A 24207-nucleotide genomic window follows, 5' to 3' on the forward strand; every position below is an offset into this window, starting at 1 on the left:
AGGTATGAAGATAACCATTTACGATATCGCGAAAGAGCTGGGCGTATCTGCGAGCACAGTTTCACGTGGATTAAATGAAAGTCAGCTGATCGAGCATGATCTGGTGACCACCATTCAGTCAAAAGCCGAGGAGATGGGCTACACTCCTCGCCGCATCAGAAAGCAACGTGAACGTGCCATTCTCAATGTTAAGCTGGTCCTTCCCATGTTCCAGGATCGCTCGCTCCAGCTGTTTTATGATTTCGGGGAATTGGCTGAAGCGATTGTCGAGGGAGCAGATCCGTGCCGGGTACAATTAATTGCCGAGACGTTGACGCCCGATTTCCAACCCTTCTCTCATAAAAAGGGAGGGGATGTGGATGCGTTTATCTTCGCATTTTGCGAGCCGCCAAGTGGTGTGCTTGAAAAGCTGAATAAGCACCGCGTTCCAATCCTCTTTCTCAATCGAACAGTAGAGGGTTCCAACTACATCACAGGGGACCACTTCTCTGGGATGCAGCTGATCGTGGAGCATTTGTTGTCACGGCGTGAGAATATGCACCCCGTTTTTGTTCAGATCGGTAAAAAATCTCAAGTTATGAGGGAGAGGCAGGCAGGCCTGAAACATGCGCTGGATTTAGCAGGCATTTCTTTCAGCTTGCGCAGAGATGTTCTCAGTTTCTCTGGGCCAGACCAAATCACGGAAAGTGATTTGACGGTGCTTCTGGAACGTGGCGTGGATGTATTCATCGGATACAACGACATGACGGCGTTGTGTTTGGCGCAGCGGCTTCGGGCGATGGGGTGTAAAACACCCGAAAATGTAATGCTCACTGGTTTTGATAATTCGCCGGTCCGTCCCCTGTCTTATCCTCTTATCACAACAGTCGACATGCCGGTGAAGAGCTTCGGGTATCGAGCTGGCGAGTGGCTTGTTCGTCGCGTGATTGAGAGAGAAGAGGGCCTGCTTCAGCTTAAATTGGACGGAAAATTAATTCCTGGAGGTACAACATGAGTGACGTCGACCTAAGCAGCATGGCTGTGCATACAATGACCAATAAGCCTTGGTCAATTAATGAGTGTATCGAGCACTATGCCCGACGCGGAATAGGTGGAATTTCAATCTGGAAGGAGACCGTTGAAGGCGAAGACTTGAAACAGGTCCGTAGGCACCTAGTGGACAGTGGATTAACGGGAGTAAGTTATGTGCGTGGCGGCTTCTTCACTGGGCGAACGCCTGAAGAACGTGATAACGCGGTCAAACAAAACCTTGCGAGACTGAGTGAGTGTGCAGCCCTTGGCTTACCTATGATCGTCCTCGTTTGTGGGGCGACTCCCCAACAAACTCCTGAGGAGAATTTCGAACAGATTCTTGCTGGTGTCAGTAGCATTCTGCCATCGGCGCGAGACTCAGGGATCAAATTAGCAATCGAGCCCTTACACCCCATGTATGCTGGAGATCGTTCAGCGATTGCATGCTTAGACGATGCCATGGCTGTGTGCGATGCGATACGCGATCCTTTAGTTGGTATCGCTGTGGATACTTATCACGTCTGGTGGGAACGTGGTTTGCGGGAAAAATTTCAGCAGATGGCCGCGGCCCAGCAACTTTTTGCTTACCATGTATGTGATTTTAAGCCCGATATGGCGGACTTGCTCCAAGACCGCGGTATTATGGGTGAAGGATGCATTGCATTGAGGGAGTTCGATCTGTGGATGCGTGAAACCAATTTCTTAAAGAACGGAGGATTCCGCGAGGTCGAGATTTTCTCGAAGAAATGGTGGGCTGAGAGTCAGGAAGCTTTCTTGGACGAAATCGTCGAGAGTTATCGAGTGCATTACCTCGAACCCAGTCATTGAGGGCACGATAGAACAATAAAAATCAGAAGGATATAAATTATGAAAGAACACAAAATAGGGATCATTATGAACGGCGTCACCGGGCGGATGGGTAAAAACCAGCATCTGTTGCGGTCGGTTATGGCTATTAGGGACCAAGGCGGCGTGCGCATCTCCGACAATGAAACCATTATGCCAGATCCAATTTTGGTTGGGCGTAATGAGAATAAGCTCAAAGAGCTCGCAGCGTTGTCCGGTTTCACCAAGTGGTCGACAGACCTGGATGCATGTCTAAAAGACGATGCTTACACAGTCTATTTTGACGCGCAGACGACATTGCGTCGGTTTGAGGCGGTTAAAAAAGCTGCGGAGGCTGGAAAGCACGTATACTGTGAAAAACCTACTGCAGTAACGACCGAGGACGCCATCAAACTCGCTGAAATATGCCAAAATGCCGGTGTGAAGCATGGTGTGGTACAGGATAAACTATGGCTGCCGGGCATCATGAAATTGAAGCGGCTCAAAGAGCAGGGCTTCTTCGGCAAGATCCTGTCAGTCCGGGGTGAGTTCGGCTATTGGGTATTCGAGGGACAAAACATTCCTGCCCAAAGACCTTCATGGAACTATCGCAAAGAAGATGGCGGCGGCATCATTGTGGATATGCTCTGCCACTGGCGATACGTGCTCGATCACGTCTTTGGTGCGGTAAAGAGCGTTTCATGCAGAGGCGCAACGCACATTTCTCAGCGGGTAGACGAAGCTGGAGAGACTTACACCTGCACCGCTGACGACTCAGCTTACGCAACCTTCGAGCTGGAGGGCGGCGTGATTGCTCACATCAATTCTTCGTGGAATGTTCGTGTGCGGCGTGATGATCTACTGACCTTGCAGGTTGATGGGACGCATGGCTCGGCTGTAGCGGGCTTGCGCGACTGTTGGACCCAACACTATGGCAACACGCCGAAACCGGTTTGGAATCCCGATATCGATCAACCTATCAAGTTCTTCGACGGATGGGCCAAAGTGCCCGAACAGGAGACATACGACAACGCATTTAAGACCCAATGGGAATTGTTCCTGCGCCATGTGCTGCTCGACGATCCATTCACCTGGGATTTATTCGAAGGTGCAAAAGGAGTTGAACTGGCAGAAAAAGGGATCGAGTCTTGGGAGGAAAGAAAGTGGGTAGACGTGAATGCCCCATCTGCCTAATAAGACAAAATTATCGTGAATCCTATCCAAAAGCCCAATATCCTTCTCATCATGACCGACCAACAGAGCGCAGATGCTCTAGGTCACAAAATAGAAGGAGGGTTTTTGGATACACCCGCACTGGATCTTTTATCCCGAGAGAGCCTTGCCTTTGAGAACGCGTATTGCGCGCACCCGCTCTGCGTTCCATCACGCAATTCCCTTTTTACTGGGCGCTACCCCCATAAGATCGGGGTGATGGTAAACAATGATTCCAAGAAGGATCTCTCTTCGGTGCCCTGCATGGGTAAAGTCCTAACGGACGCTGGCTATGATACGGGTTATGTCGGAAAATGGCACCTGTGTTACTCTGCCGGGAGGCATGCAGACATACACGGGTTTCGTTACGTCGATAATATCAGGTCTAACGGCGCCGATGCACACAATGTAGACGCGGCCGTTAAGTTTCTGGACGAGGAACGATCTGATCCGTTTTTCTTGGTCGCCTCGTTTAACAATCCGCACAACATTTGTGAATGGGCACGCTCTCCTGAGACAGGTGCTTTCCCTGATATCGATGTTGGATCACCACCACATCTTTCAGATCGTCCCCCCCTTAGGTCTAATCACTCAGACCAGCATGGACGGCCTCAGATTTTGGCAGATTTGCGAGAAGCGTATCAGGCGACGAATACATTTCCTGTGGGTCATTTTGGGGAAGAAGAGTGGCGAGCTTATCGCTGGGCGTATTATCGTATGGTCGAATCGATTGATCGCGAAATCGGCCGTCTTCTTGAGGAGCTTCAGCGTCGTGGTTTAGCGGAGAACACCGTGGTGGTATTTACTTCGGACCATGGCGATATGCAGGGAGCCCATGGATGGAATCAAAAAACGACATTGTACGACGAGTCTACGAAAGTTCCCTTCATGATCCGTTGGCCCGGTGTGGTAGAACCTGGTGAGAGTAAAGCTTTGATACAAAATGGTATCGATCTCATGCCGACTCTCTGTGCGGCAGCGGGCGTTCAACTATCGGAAGACTATCCAGGCGTCGACGTTCTCGGTTTGAATTCGGAGAATGATCGAGAGTTTATCGTATCTGAGACCTGCTTTGCTCAAGGCGCGGACCTGGGCAGTTCAGATGCGAAAGTTGACGGGCGTATGCTGCGAACTGAACGTTACAAATATTGTGCCTATCGCGCGCCGACCTCGGATGATCTAGAGGAGTCTCTAACAGATCTTCATGAAGACCCAGGTGAGATGCTTAACTTGTTGGCGAGTGATACCGGAGGGAGTCTATCTTCAATCTTAGATGAACACCGCCGACTTTTGAAAACGCATTGTGAATCACAGGGAGATGCTTTTTTTGACAGACGGCATTGATAGAAAATTGGGACGCCAGTGAATTTTCAGGTTTTTTAGTCTGTTACGCCCGGTGGGAGTTAACTAAAGACTATTGTTAATGAAAGTGCTAGTCGTCGGCGGAGCTGGGTATATCGGGAGTCATTGTGTGAAGCAGCTGGAATGTGCGGGGCACACGCCTGTGGTCTTGGACAATTTAGTCTACGGGCATCGTGCGGCGGTGAGTCCCGAGATTCCTTTCTACACGGTAAATCTAGGCGACACGGCTGCAGTGGGGGAGATTTTGAAGCGGGAGGCGATCGATGTGGTGATGCACTTCGCGGCTTATGCTTACGTAGGCGAATCGGTTACCGATCCGCGCAAGTATTATCACAACAACGTCGTTGCGACGCTCGGTCTGCTAGATGCGATGTTAGACGCAGGGGTGAAGCGTTTTGTCTTTTCTTCGACCTGTGCCACCTATGGTGAGCCGGACAAGCTCCCGATTACTGAGGATACGCCGCAGTCGCCGATCAATCCGTACGGGCAGACCAAGTTGGATATGGAGTTTACGCTCAAGAATTACGCTCGAGCCTATGGGTTGAGCTTTGCGGCGTTCCGCTATTTTAATGCTGCGGGTGCAGCTGCAGGCGGAGAAATCGGAGAGCACCATGATCCTGAAACACACCTCATTCCGTTGGTGTTTGATGCCGCGATGGGACGCCGGGAAAATATCAAGATTTTCGGAACGGATTATCCGACGCCCGATGGCACCTGTTTGCGTGATTATGTGCATGTCGACGACCTGTCCCGTGCACATATCGCGGTCTTTGATAAACTTCCCGAGCCAAGCGTGGCTCTGTTTTATAATCTCGGCACGGGTAAGCCAGCTTCAGTTCGTGAGGTGATAACCGCAGTGGAACGGGTAACTGGGAAAACGGTACCGGTGGTCGAAACCGAACGCCGTGCTGGTGACCCGCCAGCGTTGTATGCTGATAATTCTAAGGCGGTCAGCGAGCTGGGGTGGGAAATTGAATTTGATGACATCGAAGCGATCGTCGCTTCTGCCTGGGAATGGCACGCGGCTCATCCCGATGGGTTTCGAGCCTAGTAAACAAAAAACGCCGAGCGAGGAGGGCCCGCTCGGCGTTGAATGAAAGAGCTTATCCGAGTAGTCTCAGAGCGCTCTGTTGGCTTGAGTTCGCTTGGGCAAGCATCGCAGTTCCAGACTGAACTAGGATGTTATACTTAGCAAACGCTGTCGACTCCGCCGCGATGTCCGTATCGATGATACGGCTATTTGCAGCTTCGAGGTTAACCTTGTTTGTGTTCAGGGTCTCTGAAGCGAATTGCAGACGTGATGTCTGCGCTCCGTTCACAGCGCGCTGAGTGGCTACTTCCTGAATGGCATCTGTCACGTTCGTGACCGTGACGCTGGTCAGAGAGCTTGCCGCAGTGATGGTGGCTACATCAGAGCTTGCTTGATTGAAGTCAGCTTGGGAGATGGTGACTGCTCCTCCGCCTGTTTCAGTTGTTGCAACACTGAGTGCCCCGTCTGCCGCGGCAAAGAGGTTAACGCCGTTGAACTGCTCGTCGTCCAGGTTGTTGAGTTGAGCTACCAGTTCGGTGAACTCTGAGTCATAATTGGCCTTGTCGTCAGCTGACTTGGTGACGTCATCATACATGACCTTGAGCTCAGATATCCGATCGAGGATGTTTGTAGCAGTCTTCAGAGCACCGTCCTGTGTTTGCAGGAACGAGATAGAGTTCTGAATGTTTTCATTAACCTTTTGTGTCCGGTTAATGGCTGCAGTCATCTTCATAGAAACCGCAAGACCGCCCGCGTCATCGGAGGGTGATGCGATTTTTGAACCGCTAGACAACCGTGCCAAGCTCTTCCTGAACATGGCACTGCTGGAGTTGAGGTTATTCGCTGCAGTAGATGCACCGGTGTTTGTATTGATTACCATCGACATAACGATCTTCCTTGATTCGTGGCAGCTCCCTGCTGCCCAGGGCCAATAGACGTTGCGGGGATTGGCGCCCCAATCGGAGCATCCGTGCTCCGGAAACCTGTGGCAGAATGAATTTCAGATAGAACAAATGTCTGAATTTCATCATACTCCACGTGCTCAACTTGGATGTTGGCAACAATCCATAGGGAATGATCGTCGAGGTAAGGTGTGACGAGAATACGCCCACCGGGTGCACCCGCTACAGAGTATGCCTCTGGAGTCGAGTGTTCTGTTTTCTGCAATCTGGAATAACGCGTGGTTGTCTCCCAGCGAAAGTACTTGCCGATTTAAATCGGTTCAGCATCCGCAAATGCGTTAGGAGGATTGCAAGAAATGTTTATCAAAGAACGGGGTGAGAGGTTGGCACTTTGGGTTTGTTTACTGTGGCCGCGCATTAAGTCGGCAGGAGCAGACGATTCTGGAGTGCAATGGTCTCCCGCATCGCAGTCTGTGTCTGCTCCGAATAGGTCGTGGTTGGAAGAAGGATCCAGATGGTTGCGGATCCTAGATGTGATGGTCGTGGTCGATTGTGGTAAAGTCAGTCAGAACATCGGGTCCCGATCGTGGACCCGATGCCTGACGGAGAAGAGCTTATCCGAGAAGTCTCAGAGCGCTCTGTTGGCTCGAGTTCGCCTGAGCAAGCATCGCGGTTCCAGACTGGACCAGGATGTTGTATCGGGCGAACGCGGTAGATTCAGCGGCGATATCTGTATCAGCGATACGGCTATTCGCGGCTTCGAGATTGACCTTGTTCGTGTTGAGGGTCTGTGAAGCGAACTGGAGGCGTGAGGTCTGCGCACCATTTACGGCGCGTTGAGTCGCGACTTCCTGGATCGCGTCTGTGACGTTGGTCACGGTGACATTAGCTAATGAAGCAGCTGCGGTAATCGTGGCCACATCTGAGCTGGCTTGATTAAAGTCAGCTTGTGAGACGGTGACTGCGCCCCCACCTGTTTCAGTGGTGGCTACCGTGAGTGCTCCATCAGCAGCAGCGAACAGGTTAACCCCGTTGAATTGCTCGTCATCTAGATTGTTGAGCTGAGCCTTTAACTCAGTGAACTCAGTATCATAGTTGGCCTTGTCATCGGCTGACTTAGTGACGTCTGAGAACATAGTCTTCAACTCCGAGATCCGGTCGAGGATGTTGGTTGCGGTTTTCAGTGCTCCGTCCTGAGTCTGCAGGAATGAGATAGAGTTCTGAATGTTCTCGTTGACCTTTTGAGTCCGGTTAATGGCAGCAGTCATTTTCATGGATACTGCGAGTCCACCGGCATCATCGGCTGGGGAGCTGATTTTCTGTCCACTAGACAGACGAGCTAAGCTACGCTTGAACATAGCGTTGCTTGTGTTGAGGTTGTTCGCTGCTGTAGAGGCAGCGGCATTCGTGTTGATTACCATCGACATTGTTATTCTTCCGTGATTCACAGCAACCCGCTGTGAGGGACCGATAGGGAGACAGGGGATCGGCACCCCTCCAAAGCGTCCTTGCTTTGGAAGTCGATCAGGCACGGGCTTAGCTCGGATAATGCCGGGCTAGGCTGCGCTCGCTCAACTTGGATGTGTGCAGCATCAGGCGGAAGAATGATTGTAGTCGGACAGCCACGGATACGAAGCCGCTGCCCTTGAGCGTAAAACAACCTCAAGGTAGATTCCGCAGGAGCGGCTGAAGAGTTCTTTGGTGTGGGAGTAGGCGGTGGCTAAGCACCGCGCTCCATTGGGCCCACAGATCCATAAGGGTCGATCTGTGAGGTGATGCGAACTCTCTAGTCGCTCCTGGCTAGACTTTTCAAAGAACAGGTTGGGTGGATCGGGTAATGGATCCGGTGTGGCCCGGCTATGATGCCTGGCGGAGACGGCTGATTCAGGAGAGGGAGGCGAGGGTGGGTGGCGGATCGGACGTCACCCAGAGCCCTCTTTACCTTCTCATTGTCTATTCCGTCATCGTGTAAGAAGTCCTTAAAGGTCTGATGACCTACCCGAGGAGCCGGAGGGCAGACTGCTGGGACGAGTTGGCCTGAGCGAGCATCGCTGTGCCTGACTGAACGAGGATGTTGTATCGAGCGAATGCTGTAGATTCCTCGGCTACATCAGTATCCTTTATTCGACTATTCGCGGCTTCGAGATTCAGGCTGTTGGTTGACAGCGTATCGATCGCGAATTGTAGGCGGGATACCTGGGCACCGTTCACCGCACGTTGTGTGGCTACTTCCTGAATAGCGTCGGTGATGTTCGTCACCGTGATGCTAGTCAGTGAGCTGGTGCCCGTTACGGTCGCTACGTTAGAACTGGCCTGGTTGAAGTCGGCCTGAGATATGATGATGCTACCTCCTCCTTGTTCGGTAGTCGCGACAGATAGAGCTCCATCTGCGGCTGCGAATAGGTTGACTCCGTTGAACTCCTCGTCGTCGAGGTTATTCAGCTGAGCGACAAGCTCCGTAAACTCTGAATCGTAATTTGATTTGTCCTCTGAGCTTTTGGTGACGTCATCATACATCACTTTTAGCTCGGAGATACGATCGAGTATATTTGTTGCTGTCTTCAGCGCTCCGTCCTGCGTCTGCAGGAAGGAGATGGAGTTCATGAGGTTTTCCTTTACCTTTTTCGTTCTGTTGAGTGCAGCAGTGATCTTGAGTGATACTGCTAGGCCACCAGCATCGTCAGATGGGCTGACGATTTTTGATCCACTTGAGAGCCGTGCTAGGCTCTTTTGGAACATTTTGGTGCTCCCGTTCAGGTTATTTGCGCCGACTGATGCGCCGACGTTTGTGTTGATTACCATGGAAATGTGGTTGATCCTCCGTGATTGGATTTAGTGACTTCCGTGTCACTAAGAATTGCCGACGTTTTATCCTGGGTGGTCAGCACACCCTTTTTGGACATCCGTGTCCAAAATTTGGAAAATTATAACAAATCGTTGAGTTAATACATTCTTAGATGATTCTATGGTTTGGTGGCCGCATACGGCCGATTGCGATATTGAGCAAAGATAGGGGTAGAGAGCGCGTAGAGATGACGCTCAGTTTAAAGTCCTTCGACTCCTTGGACGGGGGGGAACGACCAGGGCCGTGCCCCCCCGCAGTGTCACTATTTTGATGTTGCTTATCCAAGGAGCCGGAGTGCGGCCTCTGAAGATGAGTTGGCCTGTGCCAGCATGGCGGTGCCCGACTGAACCAGGATATTATACCTGGCGAACATTGTGGATTCTTCGGCGACATCCGTGTCTTTAATCCTGCTGTTCGCAGCCTCCAGATTGATTGAATTGACCGATAGCATATCGATCGAGAAATTGATGCGGCTCGAAGTCGCGCCGTTCACTGCTCGCATTGTGGCTACATCTTCGATGGCGGTGACAACATCCGTCACTGTGAGCGATGTAATTCCGGCCGCTGATGTGATGGTGTTTGTCGTGCCGGCGAGGTCTGCCTGACTCAAATCAACAGTTTGACCACCACCTTCGGTAACAATGGTGGATAGCGTGTTTCCACCATTCACGAAGAGATTCACGCCATTGAACTCCTCGTTAGTCAGGTTGGTGAGCTGATCCTGAAGTTCGGTGAACTCTGCGTTATAGTTTGAGATGTCTGTGCTACTTTTTGCGACATCCTCTGCCATTATTCGCAATTCAGACATCCGATCTAGGATCTGAGCCGCGTTTTTCAATGCACCATCCTGAGTCTGCAGGAACGAAATACTGTTCTGCAGGTTATTTTTAAGCGCTTTGGTGCGGTTAATTGTCGCAGTGATCTTTAGGCTGACTGCGAGGCCTCCAGCATCATCGGCTGGTGAAACGATTTTTGAGCCGCTGGATAAACGAGCCAGGCTCTTCTGTAGACTTTGATTTGAGTGACTTAGATTAAGGGCTGCCGCGCTGGCCGCCGAATTAGTATTAATTACTAGTGACATTATATCCTCCGTGATTTTTTGCGCACCATCCTTGGTGCAGCGTGCCCAGATTTTTCAGGTTTGAGCTTCCTGGTTCTGACCTCCTTGTCGGAACACCTTATAACTCGCTGGCCACGGGGGGGGCCTTTAACAGAAAAGAGGATTTTTTGTCGAAAAGATGATCTTACTTGCAGGATGACGAGCGCGGTAGTGTGTGATCAGTGCTTCCGCATGTTTCTATGAGGTATATTCCCGTTTCTAAACTATCCGAAAAAAGAGTCGATTTCGCGGCGTTCTTTCTTGGTGGGGCGTCCGGCGCCTCTGGGCCGCATTAGGTGAGGAAAATCGCGGTCAAGCTTTTCGGTCTTCGGAGGCGCGGGGGGCGTGTGGTCTATAAGGAACGGGGCCACCTGAGAGGCGGAAAGCCGCTTTTCAAGTAATCCGGCTACCTCAATCGTGAGTGCGTTTCCCGCTCGCTCGACGGAATATATCTCACCTATTTTTACGCAATGGGAAGGTTTGAGTCGCTGTCCCTCAAGTTTTACATGACCCCCTTTGCAGGCATCGGTCGCTAAGGATCTTGTCTTGAAAATACGGACTGCCCAAAGCCACTTGTCTATGCGGAGCTTTTTTGTCTGACTAGGTATAACAGAATCCAAAATCGAGTATTTTGAGTGATGAGGCTATTAACTCATAGAAGTGTTTTTCAAGTCGCGATTGCCTTATTGTTATTGTGGTGCAACTGCCTGAGAGCTGAAGCGCCGAGAGTGCCTAGTTTAAAACTGGAGCTTGAGAGTAAGTCTTTTCGCGAGGCCAGAGGCGTGTTGCGCATAGCGTTTTTTAGTTCTTTGGATCAAATGAAAGCTCAACGTCCTGCCGCACACAAAAATATAGTTGTTAATAAAAGTGCGGCGACGATGAGTGTATCTATGGATCATCCTGGGGAGGGCTTCTATGTCGTAGCAGTATATCATGATCTCAATGAGAACGATGAGCTGGATCTCGGGCTTTTCGGCATGCCTTCCGAGCCTTACGGTTTTTCAAATAATGCGCGCGCCGTCATTGGTTTGCCAAGCTTTGAGGCAGCAGCGATCAGCCTGGAATCAGCGGAGTCAGGCGCACAGCCGACTTATTACATTCGCTTGCACTAGTCTCTCAATCGATCTGAGCGATTGCCTTCAGGATATGTGCTGCTGCGGCGAATCCTAAGGTTCCTGTGATAGAGCTCATCGTCCCAAAACCATTGTCGCAATTCAGACGGTAGTCAGCGCCTTTCTCGCGCCGTTCACATACGGTGCCATCTTCTCTTGGGAATTTGGGTTCTTCTGGTGTATAGACCGCAGGAATCCTGAATTTCCAGCGTCGCTCACGGGGGAAGCCATGCCGTTGGCGCAACTGTTTGCGAACGAGGGATAAAAGCGGGTCGTTGCGGGTTCGTGATAGATCTTCCACCATAACTTGTGTCGGATCCCAGCGTCCGCCGGCTCCTCCAGATGTTATGACTGGTATGTCGCGCTGACGACACTTGTGTAACAGATGAACTTTGTGTTTCACACTATCAATTGCATCGAACAAGTAATCAAAGCCGGGCGACAGGATGCTATTTGATGAGCTTTCGGTATAAAATTTTTCGACTGTATCGATCCGTATCTCAGGATTAATTGCGCGGATTCGCGACGCCATCTCGGCGACTTTTGGCTTCCCGATGCTGCCGTCTAAGGCGTGGATTTGGCGATTCACATTCGTGATACAGACTTCATCAGCATCTACCAAAGTGAGCTGGCCGACGCCCGACCGAGCCAATGCTTCGACAGCCCAGGTTCCTACACCACCGATGCCTACCACACAGACGTGGGCATTTTGGATATGTTCGAAAGCAGCTTGGCCGTAAAGTCGAGCAATGCCACCGAAGCGAAATGATTGTTCTTGGGGAATCACGCAGGATTTCTTGTATCTATGATATCCTGGTGTCGAGAATAGAGGATATTTACGCTTGAGTCGTCTGGTAATAGGTGTCTTTGTCTTCCGTTTCCCAATGAACAAGACACGCAAATCGATCAAAAAGCGATTCAAGGTCACCGGAAGTCGAAAGCTCGTTCGCCGCACACCAGGCTACCGCCATATGCTGCGCACTAAGTCCACCAAGGCACGCCGTCGCGCCGGACAGGATAAGCTCCTGCCCGAAAGCCACGCGAAAACCTTGCGCAATGCCATCACTCCAGGGTTGTAATCGCAATAATCACCGCATTAACTATCTAGTCGGGTGTAACAACAGGCGACCCGGCGGCTCCAAAAAATACATCACAAAACATGCCTAGAGCAACCAACGGACCCGCGACCCGAAAACGTCGCAAGAAAGTCATCAAGCAGGCCAAGGGTTACTTCGGTAACAAAAGCCGGCTTTATCGCTACGCTAAAGACGCTGTCGAGCGTGCAGGAAACTTCGCTTACCGCGATCGTCGCAAAAAGAAGACGACCATGCGTCAGCTTTGGATCGTTCGCATCAATGCAGCGTGTCGCGCTGAGGACATCAGCTACAGCCGTCTTATAAATGGCCTCAAGCTCGCCAACATCGATTTGAACCGAAAGGTCTTGTCTGAAATGGCGATTCACGAGCCTGAGCAATTCAAGGCAGTCGTGGTCAAGGCTAAGGAGGCCCTAGTTGCAGCTCCAGCCGCTGAGTAGATCTTAGATCTTTTATTTTTTCAAAACCGGCCCGATTCATTTCGGGTCGGTTTTTTTGTGCTCTTTTGGCATTTCCCTACTGCCGGACATAGATCACGCACATCGAAAAATTATCGACATTGAAACTGTGGATGAATCGGTAGGAGGCAGTGTTGAGCCAGTGCGCGAGGTCTTTTTCTGACAGGCGTCTGGGTGGCTTCAGCCGGCAGTTGATTTCGTCTTTGCTGAGAATATTGCGAAAACAGCCTGAAACCTGATTGGTCAATTCGTTGGTGGTTTCATTGATCAAGTCGCGTCCGTCGAAGGCAGCCATTTTGACTTCATCTTCCCCTAGCATCGTGTAGGCAGCATATTCGGAAGCCTTTTGACTGAAAGGAATGATTATATGAGCCTCGTGGTCGCCGTAGATCGTGACTTCCTTGATGTAGCGCTTTTCTGTGCCTACCAAGAATCCGGTAATGAAGTCGCGCATCGTTAATGCGTTCAGTGGCTGAACGTCAGTGCCGAGGTCCTCTTCAAAAATGTGTTTGAACGATCCCACCACAAAGCGTGGTTCATCGATTGAAGTTTCTGTTTCAGACATGATGCGACTAGGATTCCGTTGTGTAAATTCGGACTGCTTGCAGCTAAATTGAATTGGATCGGCTCAGATCGAGATACACATCTCTAGGATTTCTGTTTTGGGGTTGAAATCAGCGGTCTTGACTGGATGCTCTCTCTTGGCTGGGTCCTATGCATCGGGTGCCAGGCGAACCCCGTCAGGTCCGGAAGGAAGCAGCGGTAGTCATGGAGTTCGAGTGCCGTAGGGTGCCTGGCCGTTTTTATTTTTCACATGGAGCAACCGGGATATCAGGTCATAGCGCGTCGTTGGCGTCCAAAGCAATTTGGGGAATTGGTTGGTCAGGACCACATAGTTCAGACCCTAAAAAACGCTATAACTCAGAATCGTATTGCACATGCCTACCTCTTTGTTGGACCGCGTGGTACCGGTAAGACGTCGACAGCGCGTTTATTCGCGAAGGCTCTCAACGCGGAAGGGGGTCCATCCGTTGAACCAGATAATGAATCTGAGATTTCCAAGGCGATCATCAATGGGAGCTGTATGGACGTCGTCGAAATCGATGGGGCGTCTAACAACAGTGTCGACGATGTCCGCGGCCTGCGTGAGGACTGCCAATATGCGCCGACACAGGGAAACTTCAAAATCTACATCATCGATGAGGTTCATATGTTGTCTCAGGCTGCCTTTAATGCCCTTTTGAAGACACTCGAAGAGCCACCGGCACATGTGAAGTTTATCTTTGCGACCACGGAATCTCACAAGGTGTTGGCTACGATTGTGTCGCGTTGCCAGCGTCTTGAATTTCGCCCGGTTCCGGTAGAGGTGATCGCGGCAAAACTCAAGGTCATTGCGGAAGGCGAAGGGATCACGATTTCAGAATCTGCGCTTCAAGCTATTGCGCGGTTGGCGAATGGAGGGATGCGCGACTCTCAGTCTATCTTAGACCAGATGATCTCCTTTTGTGGTAGTGATATTTCTGAACAGGATGTGTTGGACGTGTATGGTCTGGTCTCAGACGAGACTGTCCGTTCGATCGCGCAAGCGATGGCAGCTATGGATTTCGGAGCGATTATCGGAAAGGTCGATCAGCTCGTCGAAACTGGCCGCGATTTGGTGCGCGTGCTTGCTGATATCGAAGCAGCGGTGCGCGAGGCGCTTTTGGTGGCGATTCGTGATGGCGGGACATCGGATGCGCTGGGCATTCCACTGACGGCAGAGTCTCTCATGCGGATGCTAGATGTCCTGCGTAGTGGTTCATCTGCCGTGCAAAAAGGTTTAAGCGATCGGGTGAATTTTGAAGTCACTCTTCTAAAAGCAGCGGAGCAGAGCCGTTCTAGAGCGATTGATAGTGTAATAAAATCACTTAGCCAGATGGCAAGCCAGCTCCCCGAGAGCAGCGGAGATAAAAAAAAAATGACTCAGTCGGCCTAGAGGTCGTCAGCGAACCCACATTTAGCAATCGAAGTTTCGTAGACCGCGAGGTCGTCATGGCTCCCGAGGATACAAGCTCCTTGGATTCGCAGCCTTTGCCTGAACCGAAAGTGACGATTGAAGCTGAGCTAAAACCGCTCAAGGAACAGCCAGAATCTGCTGTGGTAGACGGCCCTTCAGACACAGAGCTCGAAGCTATGTATCTTGGGGAGGGTATGGAAGAAGACGATGCCTCTATCGTGCCGAATCTAGTGGTGGAAAACAAGGGGCCAACGCCACAATACACAGCAGACGAATGCGATGCCCTTGCCAAAAAACTGCTTCCTGAGGATGTATACGCTTATTTCAAAGCGGAATTTCGCGGACAGTTCACGGATGTGCGCCATATCGATGATAAGCCAGTGTATTAAGCGCGTGGGTGTGGGTTAAGGTTTTCAGCGCGCTGATGCTCTCTTGTCCTGAGATTGACTGCGGAGCATCAGGCTTTTGATGCGTTCGACAGTTAGGGGTTTTTCCCAGATGTGGTCGGCACCCGAGGCGGTGATTGCGTCGATTTGGTTTGCCTCGCACCTACGGGTCACGACCACGAGAGTTGCAGTAATTGTGTGATCTTTGTTCTCTTTGGACCGGATACCTTTCAGGCAATTTAGCAGCTCTTCATACCCAAGTTCGTCCGTTAGGATCAGGATCGTGTGATATCCTGGAACATATGTCCTGGGTAAATCAGACAGCAGCGCTGTTGTTTCTACCGGCATGGAATGGTGGTTGAAGAAACGAACGAGAAATTTACTGCTTACTAACGTTTCATCGCCGACTAGAACTCGGTTCTCACGCTGAGTGTGGATTGGGGTAGGAGTTGGTTGGGGCTGTTTGGTAACGCTTGGAGCTCTCTCAGTTTCTTCACTGGAATCCAGGATGACTTGAAACTGAATCGTTGTCCCCGTCTCGGAGGAATCGATCACTTCGATCTCACCCTGCATGAGTTCACATAGTTGTGAGCAGAGAGCCAGTCCCAGTCCTGTTCCACCCATGCGCTGGTCTTTTGTTGGGCTCGCTTGTTTAAACGGCTTAAATAGGTGTTGAAGCCGTGAAGCAGGGATGCCACATCCTGAATCTTTAACGCGGCAAATGAGCTGACCCTTTGAGTCGGAGGCATCGAGCCAGTCGATATCAACGTCGATGTTCCCACTGGGCGGGGTGAATTTGACTGCGTTGTCGAGTAGGTTCTTCAGGACCTGGATCAAGCGCAGGCGGTCGCCTCTGATGAAATCAGGTGCGCTTCGTGGCAGGTGCGTATTGAGAGCGATCTGTTTTTCGTGGATGCGTTCGTCGAGTAGGGACAGGCAATCGTTGAGCCAGTCTTCTAGAGTGAACTGCTCGGAAGATAAAGCGATGGTACCCTGGTCAGCTTTTGCAAAGTCGAGTAAGTCGTTCGACAGATCGAGGATAGTCTGCGCGTTACGTGCCACGAAGGCGGTATATTCGCTTTGTTCTTCGTTGAGCGCGGTTTCGCTCAACAGCTGGGTAAATCCGAGAATGTTTTGGAGGGGTGAGCGGATCTCGTGGCTTACCATTCCTAGAAAAACCAGCTTTTGGTCGGATACGGTTTCGGCATCAATCTTAGCTTTAAGGTAGGCGCGCTGGATGTCCTCTCGGGTGTGTCGTTGGCGAAAGTGCTCAAACGCCTTGTTGATGGCATGGCGAAAGCGGACCGGTTCAGCGGCAGAGATATTCAGCACGTCGCATGCGCCGGCTCGTAGCAGTTGGGTGGTCAAGGCATCATCAAATGAGTCGACACAAATGATAACCGGTAGATTCCTAAAGTGTAGGATCGTACTCAGGGTCTCTGAGAGGAATAAGCGTTGTCCAGACTGGAAATTTATGAGGACGATGGCCGGTGGATCGTCATCCATTTCCTGATCCGTAGTCTGAAAAAATCCTAAACATTCAAACGCAAGATTGCGCTCTAAGGTAACGCCATCAGGTGCTGTATAGGAAACGGTGATGCGGCGCTGGATCTCATCGAGCGCCTCCGAATCGTTTCCAATGACGAGAACTTTCATAGGGTTTTAATTTGAAAACCCCTGACGGGTTAGGAAGATTTTAAGGAGTTTCCAGTGAATTATTGAATCTGTCCGCGGCTTTACATAATTGATACAAGTTCACCAGATGAAGGATTCGCACTCTCAACAGGCTAACGTTCCTGAGGCACGCTTTTTGGGCAAGGCTAGCCCGGAGATTCACCACTATGATGCTGGGTTGCTCGTGCAGATTCCGCGATCTTCTAATCGTGATGCATCTGGCATCGATGCGGACGCCCTCGGTTTCGTTGGCTGGGATATTTGGACCGCTTGGGAGGTCTCTTTTCTTTTAGAAAGTGGATTGCCTCTTGTCGGAGTGATCCAGTTTTGGGTCGATCAGAATTCACGCTGCATCATCGAATCGAAATCTGTGAAATTATACCTATCTAGTTTCAACGAAACGGTGATGGGAACTGCTGTCGATAGCGCCCGAGCAACCTTTTTAGACCGTGTAAGTAAGGATCTCTCGGCGGTGGCTGAGGCAGAGGTTAAAGTTCGATGGGTCGATACTTGGGGGACGGGTTCAGACCTTTATGAGGCTCCCCTTCTCGAAGAACGCTTTGGGGACACCGGACCCTTTCCAAATGAGTTGAGTTGCGTGGGCGCGGAAGATTTGAGTTGGGTGACTGCGCGTTCTGCTTTGTTGCGGTCGCAGTGCCGGATCACGAGGCAGCCGGACTGGGGAGATGTATTTGTTGCGTATCGTGGGAAGACTGTCCCAGACGGACGTTCTTTACTGGGGTATATTCTGAGTATGCGTCTTGAGGAACACTTTCATGAGGAGATCGTCGAACAAATGTATCGAGATCTTTGGCAGGCATGTGACCTTAAAAACCTGTTAGTATATGCGCAGTATACGCGGCGGGGCGGTGTCGACATCAATCCCATGAGGGCCAGTAGCGCGGAGGCGATAGAGCGGTGGTGGGGGTCTGGGTTCTCGCCATTCCAACCGATGTTTAGGCAGTGATTAAGCCTGACGAAGACGGCCGGGATCGTATCTACGATGTGCCTCAGGATGAGGTGCGTCCGTTTGTTTTCGATTCCCAGGTAGCATCTGTGTTCGACGACATGATTCGCCGCTCTGTTCCGGGTTATGGACTGACTTTGCAGTTGATCTCGTCTATTGCTTCCAGATTGAAACATCCTGTGCGCGTCTATGACCTGGGTTGTAGCTTGGGTGCGGGGATGGCGTCTGCAGATCGGGGTATGGCAGGATCCGGTGTGGAAATCGTGGGTATCGATACTTCAGATTCGATGTTGTCGCGGGCTAACGAGCATTTGAGCGCCTGTGGTATGGCACATCCGTTTCAGTTAATCAGGGCCGATGTATGCGATTATACTCTACTCCAGCACAACCTGTGTCTTCTCAATTTTACGCTTCAGTTTGTAGATCCCACACAGCGTGGTGAGCTGATTCGAAAAATTCACGACGCATTACTTCCAGGTGGCTACCTGATTCTTTCCGAGAAGATCGAGTTTGAAACGGTTGAAGAGCAAGAGCTTCAAACCGACTGGCACCACGCATTCAAGAGCCTGAATGGTTATTCAGATTTGGAGATCAGCCAGAAGCGTACTTCTCTTGAGAATCGGCTTGTTCCTGAGACGCGCGCCGCGCATGTCCATCGTTTGAGATCAGCTGGGTTCTCTCAAGTAGTTCCCTGGTTTCAAGCTTTCAATTTCGTTTCATTTGTGGCGGTAAGATGAAGCTGGGAGCCGAGTTCTTTGCTGATTGGTTGGCATCTGGGGCGGCTCCAGATTGGGTCGAATCTTTGGGGCAGTCAGTGGCCCACGCTTGGTCCCATGCGAGCCACGGAGACGAGCCCAGGTGGATGGAGGCCTTAGAGAAACTGCCAGTTTGGCCCGAAGCACGTATTTGTCTTGGAGCACCGATCGTGGGTGTCAGTCCGAAGGAACCATTGAGTGTTGCAGAGAAAGAGGCTCTGAAAGAAGCGTTGATGCAATTGCATCCCTGGCGGAAGGGACCTTTTGATCTAGGCGGTGTAACCATCGATACAGAGTGGCGTTCGGACTGGAAATGGGATCGAATTTATCCGTCGATCGGCTCATTAGACCGAGCGCATGTCCTCGATATCGGATGTGGTAGCGGATATCACTTATGGAGGATGTTACAGGCGGGTGCACAGCGCGTATTCGGTGTCGAACCGGTGCTTTTATATGCTCACCAATTTGCAGCATTGCAGCATTTTCTAGGATTCCGCGAACAGGCTACGGTGGCTCCGATGACGTTTGAGGCGATGCCTTCAACATCTTCTGGATGGGATGTGATCTTCAGTATGGGTGTGCTTTACCATCGGAAAGACCCGATTCAACACCTGTCAGATATCCGATCGCGCCTGAGAAAGGGTGGACGTCTCATCCTGGAAACTCTGGTTGTCGAAGGTGATGCACAGATAGTGTTCGTACCGGCGGGGCGCTATGCTCAAATGAGGAACGTCTGGTGCCTGCCTTCGGTTGAAGCCATGCAGCTCTGGCTGGAAAAGCTCCGGTTTGAGGAAATACGTCTGATCGATGAAAACCAGACATCACTCGAGGAGCAGCGTTCTACCGAATGGATGCGATTCGATTCTTTGGAGAGTTTTCTGAACCCATCGGATATTAATTTGACGATAGAAGGTTATCCATCACCGCGCCGTGCCACTTGGGTCGCTCATCGTTTCAAGGATTGAGTTTTTCCCTTTGTAACATCTGTCACTTATCTACATCCCTTTAATTGACATGCGTTTACCCCTGATGCTGGTTATCTTTTTCATGGTCTTTAACCCAGCTTGGGCGGTTAAGCCGCTCGACCTTCGCAAACGCGAGAGTGTTCTCTCCAAGCATAGCTTTAATACAAAGGAGGCTGCCGGCATGGACAGGCGTTCAAACATTTTGAATGAACGATTCAGTATCAAAGACTGGTCGAAGCGTTACAGTCCCCTAGGGAATCGTAGGAGTGCGATCCAAGCCACTGAATCAAAGGAAAAAAACGTCCTCAGTAATGCAATATATGATCGTGAGTTAGCTCGAATCTCGACTGACCAGACGGCGATGACGACTGACGAGGGTGCGTTCTCGACCGGGAGCCGGAATCGATTTGACAACCGAAGAGCCAGGCGTTTTGACGAAGCGAGGGTAATTCAAGAGACAGACCTAGGTGTCAGCCAATGGTATGCAGTCGCCGAGGAAATTTCGATGCGAGATATCAACCGCTACCAATTCCGTAGCTCACGCGAAGACGAACCGTTAAGGCGGACTCCAGTCAACGAATCTGAGGAGTGAGCAGTTACAGTTCGCTAATCTCGGTGACGGGAGGGACGAGGGGTTCCTGAGGCGCATCCAGGGTTACGCTTTCTTCACCTCCAGTCAGTGCGTCGGGGGAAGCTTCTGCGGCAGTGCTCGGTGCGATGTCCTGGTCTGTGGGTAACGCGCGGGCTACGAGACGTTCTGCTCCTGGCCGACCTAGATGCTGTCTAATGCCAGTTTTCGACTTTTTCTCAGCCAAAATAGCGCACTCCAGAGCGGAAAATACCCTGATCTTTTTCTCCGGGGATATTGATTCCTACAGCGTCGCCAATGCGTTCTGAGTGTCCCATTTTTCCAAAGACTCGTCCATCTGGGCTCAGTAGGCCCTCGATTGCTAAGGATGAGCCATTGGGGTTGTCTGGAAAGGCTTGTGCAGCCTCGCCGTCTACTCCCGCGTATTGGGTTGCAATCTGGCCGTCCTTGCCGAGCTGAGCCAGGAAAGCCGGATCGCCAATGACACGTCCTTCTCCATGGGAAAGAGCGATTTGATGCGTTGCGCCCAATTTCGTTTCTTGAAGCCACGGACTGCATGTGGAGGCGATGCGTGTGGAAGCATAGCGGGAGATGTGCCGCCCAAGAGTGTTGTAAGTTAAAGTGGGACTGTCAGCCGTGTAGGATACAATGTCTCCATGAGGAACGAGTCCAAGTTTTATGAGTGCCTGGAATCCGTTGCAGATCCCTAGAATTAGCCCGTCACGCTCATGTAAAAGACGACGCACGGCGTCAGCTACCCGATCGTTGCGGAAGGCGGTGGCAATAAATTTCGCCGAGCCTTCTGGCTCATCTCCAGAGCTGAAACCACCCGGTAACATAATGATCTGGGATTGATCGATCTCATCGGCAAAAGCGGCGATGGATTGCTGTAAAACGCTGCTATTGAAGTTGCGAAACAGGAAAACCTCCGGATTCGCTCCTGCTTTACGGAATGCCCGTGCACTGTCCCATTCACAATTAGTGCCGAAGAATGCCGGAATGATGACCCGGGGTCGTGCACATCGTGTTGGGCTTCGGGTAGCCGCACCTTTTACCGAAAATGAGGGCGTAGATGCACTCTCCAAAGAAGCATGAGGCTGTGAGGGAAAGGTGTCTTCCAGAGGCTCGGTCCAGTCAGGAACTAGGTCACGGACCGCTATGCTTTGATTCTCCCAGGATAGGATGCCGCTATCCGACGTGGTGCCGATTCGTATGTAGCCCGCGTGTTCTAATGGCGGCTGTGGTTCTCTGGTTTGCACAAGAAACGATCCGGCCGGACCTATTGCATCGGTTGCTCGATCGAGCTGGACTCCGGCGTGATTCCCCATCGCCATGATACTCAGTTCAGTGAGGACGTGGCGGCGACAGAGCGCGCGTGCCGACTGGACCGTGTCGTTTGAGATGGCCCCATTTAAGGCACGGCAGGCATCTAGGATCTCTACCGGTGTAGCATCTATTTTGGGCAGAAAGCAGTAAAGGATGCCGTCGGACGCTTGCAGTGTTCCGCTTGTCACCTCGGATGCGTGTGCAATGCCTACTGCGAAGCTGATTAGCGTCGGTGGTACGGTAAGTTCTTCAAAGGTGCCAGACATGCTGTCTTTGCCCCCGATTGAAGGCGCACCGAAATCGATCTGCGCTTTGAGCGCACCGAGTAGCGCTGCGGTCGGGTGGCCCCATTTGACTGGGTCATTACCCAGTTTCTCAAAGTATTCTTGGCAGGAAATGCGCAGGCTTGCGGGATGACCGCCTGATGCCACGACCCGGGCAAATGAGGCGAGTACGGCGTCATAAGCCCCCTTAAATGGGTCGGCAGCGCTTTGGTAGGGATCAAAGCCCCAGGTCATTAAAGTAGCAGTCTGGGTGTCTTTTCCTAATGCAGGGACGAGGGCCGCCATGGTGTGCTCAGGCGTGGCTTGATAGCGCCCTCCGAGCGGATGAAGGACTGCTCCGGAACCAATGGTGCTATCGAATTGTTCAATGAGGCCTGCTTGCGAACAGGTGTTGAGCTCACTGAGTGACGCACGGAGACCGGCAATGTCGAGCGAAGCCCTCGTGGGTTCACTCAAAGGCGACCGGACGACGCGGCTGCGGGCGCTCTGCTGTACGCCATTAGAGTCGAGAAACTCACGGGAGATGTCGACGATCGTGTCCCCTTGCCAAATCATCTTCAATCGCGCCTCTGCTGTAACATCTGCGACATGGACGGCCTCGAGATTTTCCAGCTCGGCAGCTTGCCGGAACGCGTCCCAATCCTCGGGTGCGATGACGACTGCCATGCGTTCTTGAGATTCGGAGATGGCGAGTTCAGTGCCATCCAGCCCATCATATTTTTTAGGCACGCGATCTAAGTGGACGATGAGACCGTCTGCGAGTTCTCCGATCGCTACGGAGATACCGCCTGCGCCAAAGTCGTTACACTTTTTGATTAAGCCTGTGACATCAGGCTTTCTGAACAGGCGCTGGAGCAGGCGCTCCGTGGGGGGATTTCCTTTTTGAACTTCGGCCGCATTGTCGAGGGCAGTTTCTGTATGTGCTTTTGAAGATCCTGTGGCGCCACCGATGCCATCGCGCCCTGTTTTGCCGCCGATGAGGACAATGATGTCTCCAGGTGTAGGGCTCTCTCGCCTGACCCATGCCTCGGGTGCTGCTGCAACCACGGCTCCTACTTCCATACGTTTGGCTTCGTAGCCAGGATGGTAGTGCTCATGTATAAGGCCAGTGGCCAAGCCGATTTGGTTACCATAAGATGAATAACCATCGGCGGCGCCACGCGTAATTTGTCGCTGTGGTAGCTTGCCAGGACGTGTCTGAAAAATGGGGGTGCGCGGGTCGGCTGAGCCCGTGATGCGCATGGCCTGATAGACATAAGCACGGCCAGACAGGGGATCACGTATAGCGCCGCCCAGGCAAGTTGCCGCTCCACCAAGGGGCTCGATCTCGGTCGGGTGGTTATGGGTCTCGTTTTTGAACATGATCAACCACGGTTCGGGGCCCTCATCGGTCTCGACTGTCACCCGAATGCTGGCCGCGTTGATCTCTTCGGATTCCTCCAAATTATTCAAAATGCCACGTTTCTTGAGTGCTTTCATCCCGATCAGGGCCATATCCATCAAGGAGATGGGGCGGGAGGTGTCTGGACCATAAACTTCGTCGCGCAGAGATAGGTATAGATTCCAAGCCTCGCGCACCTCAGGGTCGGCTATTTCTACAGACTCCAGTCGCGTCAAAAAAGTGGTGTGGCGGCAGTGGTCCGACCAGTAGGTGTCCAGAAGTTTTATCTCTGTGATCGATGGAGCGCGTTGTTCTTGCTCGCGAAAATAAGTCTGGCAGAAGACGAGGTCTTCGACGCTCATCGCCAGACCAAGTTCTGATGCGATGTTCGACACCTGAGTCGTATCGGCGTCTAGAAATTCACTGAGGCGCACGACAGGCTGAGGGGTGGGGGAGGCAACCCTCAGAGAATCGGGCAGATTAAAAGAGACTGAGTGGGAGTCGACCGGATTGATGATCCACCGTTGTGCAGCCTGTATATCTTCCGAGGTAATGTCATCACCCTTGAGCACATATACTTGTGCGGTCGCAACGGTCGGGTTGCTTCCCGGTGCGAGGAGACGCAGGCACTGTTCTGCCGAATCGGCCCGCTGGTCGAATTGCCCCGGGAGATAAGCCACTGCGAAGGCATGCGGCTCATTTTCAGGCATCCATGCCTCAAGGACGTTATCAACAGGTGCTTCAGAAAAAACTCCGTGGCGCGCCGCGGTAAATATATCCGCCTCGACTCCTTCGACGTCGTAGCGGTGAATTTGCCGAATTCCGCTGATCGCGCTGAGGCCAAGTGTGTGGTTCAACTCTTCAAGGAGGCGCTGAGCAGTATGGGCAAATTCTGGTTTCTTTTCGACGTAGATCCGGTGGACAGACATGGCAG

The 24207-nt window shown here is 51.6% G+C and carries 24 protein-coding genes and 1 other RNA gene; 15 read left to right on the top strand and 10 right to left on the bottom strand.

Annotated elements, in window-relative coordinates:
• Positions 1-4: 4 nt before the first annotated feature.
• The 5 genes from HRU10_01705 to galE all read left to right on the top strand — a co-directional run bounded on the left by HRU10_01705 (position 5) and on the right by galE (position 5461).
• On the top strand, positions 5-994 hold the full coding sequence (locus tag HRU10_01705) for a LacI family DNA-binding transcriptional regulator (protein NRA25947.1): 990 nt from the start codon (positions 5-7) through the stop codon (positions 992-994).
• Entirely contained in the window at positions 991-1839 is an 849-nt protein-coding gene (locus HRU10_01710) for a sugar phosphate isomerase/epimerase (protein NRA25948.1), read from the top strand. The genes HRU10_01705 and HRU10_01710 overlap by 4 nt, the downstream gene beginning before the upstream one ends.
• A gap of 39 nt (positions 1840-1878) precedes the next feature.
• The gene (locus HRU10_01715; protein ID NRA25949.1) at positions 1879-3030 is read left to right on the top strand and encodes a Gfo/Idh/MocA family oxidoreductase; all 1152 of its coding nucleotides are present in this window, start codon (positions 1879-1881) and stop codon (positions 3028-3030) included.
• A gap of 15 nt (positions 3031-3045) precedes the next feature.
• Positions 3046-4392 (top strand): sulfatase-like hydrolase/transferase, encoded by a 1347-nt coding sequence (locus HRU10_01720; GenBank protein NRA25950.1) that lies wholly within the window; start codon positions 3046-3048, stop codon positions 4390-4392.
• 79 nt (positions 4393-4471) lie between these two features.
• A complete protein-coding gene (galE, locus tag HRU10_01725) occupies positions 4472-5461 on the top strand; it encodes a UDP-glucose 4-epimerase GalE (GenBank protein ID NRA25951.1) in 990 nt (329 codons plus the stop codon).
• Between the two features lie 52 nt (positions 5462-5513).
• Here the strand turns inward: galE and HRU10_01730 are convergent, their stop codons facing one another.
• The 5 genes from HRU10_01730 to HRU10_01750 form a co-directional block, all read right to left on the bottom strand.
• The gene (locus HRU10_01730) at positions 5514-6326 is read right to left on the bottom strand and encodes a flagellin (GenBank protein ID NRA25952.1); all 813 of its coding nucleotides are present in this window, start codon (positions 6324-6326) and stop codon (positions 5514-5516) included.
• 630 nt (positions 6327-6956) lie between these two features.
• On the bottom strand, positions 6957-7769 hold the full coding sequence (locus HRU10_01735) for a flagellin (protein ID NRA25953.1): 813 nt from the start codon (positions 7767-7769) through the stop codon (positions 6957-6959).
• 568 nt (positions 7770-8337) lie between these two features.
• On the bottom strand, positions 8338-9150 hold the full coding sequence (locus tag HRU10_01740; GenBank protein ID NRA25954.1) for a flagellin: 813 nt from the start codon (positions 9148-9150) through the stop codon (positions 8338-8340).
• Between the two features lie 314 nt (positions 9151-9464).
• Positions 9465-10268, bottom strand: a complete 804-nt coding sequence (locus tag HRU10_01745) for a flagellin (protein NRA25955.1) — start codon at positions 10266-10268, stop codon at positions 9465-9467.
• 242 nt (positions 10269-10510) lie between these two features.
• Positions 10511-10894 (bottom strand): RNA-binding S4 domain-containing protein, encoded by a 384-nt coding sequence (locus HRU10_01750; protein ID NRA25956.1) that lies wholly within the window; start codon positions 10892-10894, stop codon positions 10511-10513.
• A gap of 30 nt (positions 10895-10924) precedes the next feature.
• Here HRU10_01750 and HRU10_01755 point away from each other — a divergent pair, with 30 nt between their 5' ends.
• Positions 10925-11398 (top strand): DUF2141 domain-containing protein, encoded by a 474-nt coding sequence (locus HRU10_01755; protein ID NRA25957.1) that lies wholly within the window; start codon positions 10925-10927, stop codon positions 11396-11398.
• 4 nt (positions 11399-11402) lie between these two features.
• Here the strand turns inward: HRU10_01755 and HRU10_01760 are convergent, their stop codons facing one another.
• Complete coding sequence (locus HRU10_01760; protein NRA25958.1) at positions 11403-12182, bottom strand: tRNA threonylcarbamoyladenosine dehydratase; 780 nt, start codon at positions 12180-12182, stop codon at positions 11403-11405.
• A gap of 100 nt (positions 12183-12282) precedes the next feature.
• Here HRU10_01760 and HRU10_01765 point away from each other — a divergent pair, with 100 nt between their 5' ends.
• Both HRU10_01765 and rplT read left to right on the top strand, forming a co-directional pair.
• Entirely contained in the window at positions 12283-12477 is a 195-nt protein-coding gene (locus HRU10_01765; protein ID NRA25959.1) for a 50S ribosomal protein L35, read from the top strand.
• A gap of 80 nt (positions 12478-12557) precedes the next feature.
• Positions 12558-12932 (top strand): 50S ribosomal protein L20, encoded by a 375-nt coding sequence (gene rplT, locus HRU10_01770; protein ID NRA25960.1) that lies wholly within the window; start codon positions 12558-12560, stop codon positions 12930-12932.
• A gap of 76 nt (positions 12933-13008) precedes the next feature.
• Here the strand turns inward: rplT and HRU10_01775 are convergent, their stop codons facing one another.
• Positions 13009-13515 (bottom strand): hypothetical protein, encoded by a 507-nt coding sequence (locus HRU10_01775; GenBank protein NRA25961.1) that lies wholly within the window; start codon positions 13513-13515, stop codon positions 13009-13011.
• 138 nt (positions 13516-13653) lie between these two features.
• On the opposite strand from HRU10_01775, the gene ffs reads away from it, so the two are divergent.
• From ffs to HRU10_01790, 3 genes are all read left to right on the top strand, one after another.
• Positions 13654-13752: signal recognition particle sRNA small type (gene ffs, locus HRU10_01780), an RNA gene on the top strand.
• A gap of 12 nt (positions 13753-13764) precedes the next feature.
• On the top strand, positions 13765-14925 hold the full coding sequence (gene dnaX / locus HRU10_01785) for a DNA polymerase III subunit gamma/tau (protein ID NRA25962.1): 1161 nt from the start codon (positions 13765-13767) through the stop codon (positions 14923-14925).
• A gap of 95 nt (positions 14926-15020) precedes the next feature.
• A complete protein-coding gene (locus tag HRU10_01790) occupies positions 15021-15335 on the top strand; it encodes a hypothetical protein (protein NRA25963.1) in 315 nt (104 codons plus the stop codon).
• A gap of 24 nt (positions 15336-15359) precedes the next feature.
• Here HRU10_01790 and HRU10_01795 read toward each other — a convergent pair whose 3' ends face one another.
• Positions 15360-16988: a hypothetical protein gene (locus tag HRU10_01795; GenBank protein ID NRA25964.1), complete on the bottom strand. Its 1629-nt coding sequence runs from the start codon at positions 16986-16988 to the stop codon at positions 15360-15362.
• Positions 16989-17094: 106 nt separating this feature from the next.
• Between HRU10_01795 and HRU10_01800 the strand changes: the two genes are divergently transcribed.
• The 4 genes from HRU10_01800 to HRU10_01815 are packed head-to-tail and all read left to right on the top strand — an operon-like array spanning position 17095 to position 20285.
• A complete protein-coding gene (locus tag HRU10_01800; protein NRA25965.1) occupies positions 17095-17973 on the top strand; it encodes an NADPH-dependent 7-cyano-7-deazaguanine reductase QueF in 879 nt (292 codons plus the stop codon).
• Complete coding sequence (gene cmoA, locus HRU10_01805) at positions 17973-18710, top strand: carboxy-S-adenosyl-L-methionine synthase CmoA (protein ID NRA25966.1); 738 nt, start codon at positions 17973-17975, stop codon at positions 18708-18710. Before HRU10_01800 ends, cmoA begins: the two co-directional genes overlap by 1 nt.
• Positions 18707-19693, top strand: a complete 987-nt coding sequence (gene cmoB, locus HRU10_01810) for a tRNA 5-methoxyuridine(34)/uridine 5-oxyacetic acid(34) synthase CmoB (GenBank protein NRA25967.1) — start codon at positions 18707-18709, stop codon at positions 19691-19693. The genes cmoA and cmoB overlap by 4 nt, the downstream gene beginning before the upstream one ends.
• 49 nt (positions 19694-19742) lie before the next feature.
• Complete coding sequence (locus tag HRU10_01815; protein NRA25968.1) at positions 19743-20285, top strand: hypothetical protein; 543 nt, start codon at positions 19743-19745, stop codon at positions 20283-20285.
• 4 nt (positions 20286-20289) lie between these two features.
• Here the strand turns inward: HRU10_01815 and HRU10_01820 are convergent, their stop codons facing one another.
• Together HRU10_01820 and HRU10_01825 are read right to left on the bottom strand one after the other, a co-directional pair.
• Positions 20290-20508, bottom strand: coding sequence for a hypothetical protein (locus HRU10_01820; protein NRA25969.1), 219 nt, complete (start codon positions 20506-20508; stop codon positions 20290-20292).
• Entirely contained in the window at positions 20501-24202 is a 3702-nt protein-coding gene (locus HRU10_01825) for a phosphoribosylformylglycinamidine synthase (protein ID NRA25970.1), read from the bottom strand. Before HRU10_01825 ends, HRU10_01820 begins: the two co-directional genes overlap by 8 nt.
• Positions 24203-24207 lie beyond the last annotated feature (5 nt).

Source organism: Opitutales bacterium (assembly GCA_013215165.1).
Classification (GTDB): domain Bacteria; phylum Verrucomicrobiota; class Verrucomicrobiia; order Opitutales; family JABSRG01; genus JABSRG01.